4 protein-coding genes are annotated in these 4,568 nt (G+C 64.6%); all 4 read left to right on the top strand.

Features of this window, described 5'->3' with window-relative positions; all coding sequences use genetic code 11:
• Positions 1-194: 194 nt before the first annotated feature.
• The 4 genes from murC to ACTS2Z_RS07905 all read left to right on the top strand — a co-directional run bounded on the left by murC (position 195) and on the right by ACTS2Z_RS07905 (position 4,525).
• Positions 195-1,604, top strand: a complete 1,410-nt coding sequence (gene murC / locus ACTS2Z_RS07920; protein ID WP_442572673.1) for a UDP-N-acetylmuramate--L-alanine ligase — start codon at positions 195-197, stop codon at positions 1,602-1,604.
• A 154-nt stretch (positions 1,605-1,758) separates the two neighbouring features.
• Entirely contained in the window at positions 1,759-2,697 is a 939-nt protein-coding gene (gene murB, locus ACTS2Z_RS07915; protein ID WP_442572672.1) for a UDP-N-acetylmuramate dehydrogenase, read from the top strand.
• Positions 2,694-3,611: a D-alanine--D-alanine ligase gene (locus tag ACTS2Z_RS07910; protein ID WP_442572671.1), complete on the top strand. Its 918-nt coding sequence runs from the start codon at positions 2,694-2,696 to the stop codon at positions 3,609-3,611. The genes murB and ACTS2Z_RS07910 overlap by 4 nt, the downstream gene beginning before the upstream one ends.
• On the top strand, positions 3,608-4,525 hold the full coding sequence (locus ACTS2Z_RS07905; protein ID WP_442572670.1) for a cell division protein FtsQ/DivIB: 918 nt from the start codon (positions 3,608-3,610) through the stop codon (positions 4,523-4,525). The genes ACTS2Z_RS07910 and ACTS2Z_RS07905 overlap by 4 nt, the downstream gene beginning before the upstream one ends.
• The last annotated feature ends 43 nt before the right edge of the window (positions 4,526-4,568 follow it).

The raw sequence follows: 4,568 nt of genomic DNA, 5'->3' as shown, positions 1-4,568 counted from the left end.
ACGGAAGATGAAATAGCTGCAGGCGCGCTGCGGGCGCGGCTTGAAACCCTGCTTGGCGATGGCGAAGCTCTCTCCTCCATGGCCGAAGCCGCCTTGCAGGCGGGCAAGCCCGATGCGCACCTGCGTCTGGCATCGCTCCTGCAGGAGGCGCTTGCCGCCCGCTCCTGACCGACCCTTTCAAGGACTAGACATTCATGGCTCCGATTGACCTGCCTGCCGCCACCGGCCCGGTACATTTCGTAGGCATTGGCGGTATCGGCATGAGCGGCATTGCCGAAGTCATGCTCAATCTGGGCTACAAGGTCACCGGTTCGGATATCCGTGACAGCGCCAATATCGAACGCCTGCGTGCCAAGGGCGCGGTGGTCCATATCGGCCATGCCGCCAGCAATGTGGATGGAGCAGGGGCGCTGGTCGTGTCGTCTGCGGTCAAACGCGACAATCCCGAATTGCTGGCAGCGCGCGCGAAGCGTGTGCCGGTCGTGCGCCGCGCTGAAATGCTCGCGGAGCTGATGCGCCTGAAATATGCCGTCGCAGTCGGCGGCACGCATGGCAAGACCACCACGACATCGCTTATTGCGGCGCTTATGGACGCAGCAGGGTTTGACCCGACCGTCATTAATGGCGGCATCATTTCCGCCTATGGCTCGAATGCCAAGATGGGCGAGGGCGAGTGGATGGTGGTGGAGGCCGACGAGAGTGACGGCTCCTTCCTGAAACTGCGTGGGACAGTGGCCCTGATCACCAATATCGATCCCGAACACATGGAGCATTACGGCGATTTTGACGCGCTGCGCGCCGCCTTTGCCCAGTTCGTGGAGAACCTGCCCTTCTATGGATTTGCGGCGCTGTGCACCGATCATCCCGAAGTTCAGGCGCTCGCCGCGCGGATCGAGGATCGCCGGGTCATCACCTATGGCTTCAACCCCCAGGCCGATGTGCGCTGCGTGAACCTGCGCACCAGCCCGGAAGGCGCAGTCTTCGACATCGTCTTCCAGCCGCCGGGCGCAGAAAAGCTTGTCTGGAATGACATCGCCCTGCCGATGATGGGCGAGCATAACGTCCAGAACACCACCGGCGCGGTTGCGGTGGCGCAAGCGCTGGGATGCAGTGAGGAAGCCGCGCGCGAGGCTCTTGCCGGGTTTGCCGGTGTGAAGCGGCGCTTCACCATTACCGGCAGCGCGCATGGCGTGACGGTGGTCGATGATTACGGCCACCACCCGGTCGAGATTGCGGCTGTGCTCAAGGCCGCGCGCCAGCGGGCTGGCGAGGGCCGTGTCATCGCTGTGGTCCAGCCGCACCGCTATACCCGCCTCAACGATCTCTTCGAGGAGTTCTGCACCTGCTTCAACGACGCTGACAGCGTGCTGGTGACCGAGGTGTATTCCGCCGGAGAAAGCCCGATCGAGGGCGCCGACCAGGGTTCGCTGATTACCGGTCTTCAGGCTCATGGTCACCGCGATGCCGCTCCCACGGCACGTGACAGCCTGCCAGCCGATCTGAAACCCCGCCTTGCCGCCGGTGATCTCGTCGTCTGCCTCGGTGCGGGCGATATCACGGCCTGGGCGGCGGAGTTGCCGGCCCGGCTGGAGACGGTGCTTTGACCAGTATCTCAAGAGTAGCCATCTGCTTTCCTCCCCCGTTTACGGGGGAGGTGTCAGCGAAGCTGACGGAGGGGGGCGTTTTCATGCAATCCCCCCCTCGCCCCTTCCAGGGGCACTCCCCCCGCTTGCGGGGGGAGAAAACGGAGTGCGGCCTTTGACCTTCCCCTCTCTCCTGTCACACCTGCCGGAGGTGCGCGGCCAGTATATCGAGAACGCGCCCCTGTCAGACATTACATGGCTGCGCGTCGGCGGACCTGCGCAGGTGCTCTATCTGCCGGCCGATGAAGCTGACCTTGCCCGCTTTCTTGCCGAGACCGATACGGACATTCCGGTTCATGTGCTGGGCGCAGGCTCCAACACGCTTGTCAGGGATGGCGGCGTGCCGGGCGTTGTCATCCGGCTGGGCCCCGCCTTTGCCCGAACGGAAGTCCTTGAAGACAACCGTATCCGCATCGGTGCCGCCTTGCTGGACAAGATGGCTGCCAGGGCGGCTGCAAAGGCGGGCATTGCAGGTCTTGAGTTCTATGTCGGTGTGCCCGGAACGATTGGCGGCGCGATCCGGATGAATGCCGGCTGCTATGGTAGCGAGACGAAGGACGTCCTCGTCGAGGCGATCGCGCTCGACCGGCGGGGCCGCCGCCTGATCGTGACGCCCGATGAGCTCGGCCATGCCTACAGGCATTGCGCCGCGCCGGAGGACTGGATTTTCACCGAAGCGGTGTTTCAGGGACAGGCTGACGAGACGAACGCCATTCTGACGCGCATGGATGCGATCACGAAAAAGCGCTCCGAGACCCAGCCCATCCGCGAGAAAACCTCCGGCTCCACCTTCAAGAACCCGGACCAGACCGCCAGCAAGGGCCGGTCGGCCTGGCAACTGGTGGAAGCGGTCGGAGGACGGGGCCGGCGCAAGGGCGGCGCACGGTTTTCAGAGATGCACGCCAACTTCCTGATCAATGACGGCACCGCCAGCGCCGCCGATCTGGAAGGTCTCGTTGAGGATATCCGCGCCGAAATCGCGCAGCGCGAAGGCGTCGAGATGCACTGGGAGGTCAAACGTCTTGGCCTGCCCGCCGGAGAAAAATCACAATGAGCAAGCGCATCGCCCTTCTGCAAGGCGGCCTCAGCCCCGAGCGCGACGTGTCGCTGGTGTCGGGCCGCGAATGCGCCAAGGGACTTCGCGCCAAGGGCCATGAGGTCACCCCCATCGATCCGGCTTCCCAGCACTGGGTGGAGGAACTGAAGGCCCTGAATCCCGATCTCGTCTTCAATGCCCTGCACGGTCTGTGGGGCGAGGACGGGCGCATTCAGGGCGTGCTGGAATATCTGCGCATCCCCTACACCCATTCCGGCGTGCTCGCCTCGGCGCTGGCGATGGACAAGCAGAAGACCAAGGCAGTCCTGCGCCTTGCGGGCCTTGATTGTCCCGAAGGACTGATCGCCAGCCGTTTCGATGCGGCGCGTGAGCATCTTCTGCCCGCGCCCTATGTCGCCAAGCCGAATGATCAGGGTTCGTCCGTCGGCGTGCTGATCGTGCGCGAAGGGGCAAACCGCCCGCCCGCAGAGCTGGCCGCAGACAACTGGCCCTATGGCGACGAGATCCTGATCGAGACATTCATTCCGGGCCGCGAACTTACCGTGGCGGTCATGGGCGACCGGCCGCTGACCGTTACCGAAATCGTGCCGCGCACCGCGTTTTATGACTATGAAGCCAAGTATGCCGATGGCGGATCGGTGCACCGCCTGCCCGCTGATATTCCCCAGCCTGTCTTCGACGCTGCCATGCAGGCGGCCTTGACCGCTCACCGCACGCTGGGCTGCCGCGGCCTCACCCGCAGCGATTTCCGCTGGGATGAAGAGGGCGATGGCAAGCTTTGGTTACTCGAAATTAATACCCAGCCGGGCATGACTCCCACATCGCTTGCGCCCGAACAGGCCGCGCATTGCGGTATCGGATTTCCCGACCTTGTCGAATGGATAGCGGAGGATGCCAGTTGCCAGAGGTGAGGCGCTCGAGAACAGCTCCCACCCGTGCCGGACGATCCGGCGCAACGGGCACGAAAACGCGTAAGCCCCCGCAGTCCATCCCCCAGCGCCCCATTGCCAACTGGGCGAGCGCGCAGATCCGCACCGCGCGCTATCGCACGGTCACGGCCCTGCGCATGGCGGTGTTTGCCGTGATTGGCCTTGCCGGGCTTTCCCTAATTGGTCTTGCCTTGACCGGAGGGCTTGGTCCTGCCGGTGAGGCTGTGCGTACCGCGTTTGCCGACCAGCTTACCCGTTCGGGTTATGTCGTGCGCGCTGTCGATGTGGCGGGCGCCATCGAGATCGAGCCGTCCGAGATTGCCCGCGTCATTGGCGCCGAGCCGGGCCGGGGGCTGATCGAGATTGACCCTGCCGAGGCGCGTGCGGCGATAGAAGCCATGAGCCGCGTGGACACCGCACGCGTGATGCGCCTGTGGCCGGACCGGATCAGCGTCATCATCGTCGAACGCGCTCCTTACGCCCTCTGGCAGAATGATGGCGTGCACTACGTCATTGACCGGCGCGGCATCGTGCTGACCGGGGAAAACCCGGCTGATCATACCGGACTGCCGCGCCTAGTCGGTGCAGGCGCCAATGATGCGGCGGAGGAAATCGTCTCGGTCCTCGCCCGCCAGCCGGAGCTGGCCAGCCTCGTCACCCATGCTGTCCGCGTCGGCGAACGCCGCTGGAATCTGCGCCTGGCGTCAGGCAGCGACATCCTGCTGCCGGAAACTGGCGTTGCGAGTGCGGTTGCGATGATTGCGGCGCTGCATGCCGACCAGCGCGTGCTCGACCTCGATGCGCAGGCCTTTGACCTGCGCGCCGAAGGCGAGATGGCCGTCCGGGCCTGGCCGGAACGTGTGTCGGGCGCATCAGCCCGTGAGCGTGGAGCCTGATGGTCATGGGATTGTTCGGTTCACGCAGCACCGAGGCGGGCGC

The sequence above is a fragment of the Glycocaulis sp. genome (genome assembly GCF_052168375.1).
Classification (GTDB): Bacteria; Pseudomonadota; Alphaproteobacteria; order Caulobacterales; family Maricaulaceae; genus Glycocaulis.
This window is presented reverse-complemented; position numbering and strand designations above follow the sequence as displayed.

Excerpts from the sequence above, each read along its gene's own strand:
- murC (WP_442572673.1), top strand. The coding sequence starts at position 195 with ATGGCTCCGATTGACCTGCCTGCCGCCACCGGCCCGGTACATTTCGTA.
- ACTS2Z_RS07910 (WP_442572671.1), top strand. The coding sequence starts at position 2,694 with ATGAGCAAGCGCATCGCCCTTCTGCAAGGCGGCCTCAGCCCCGAGCGC.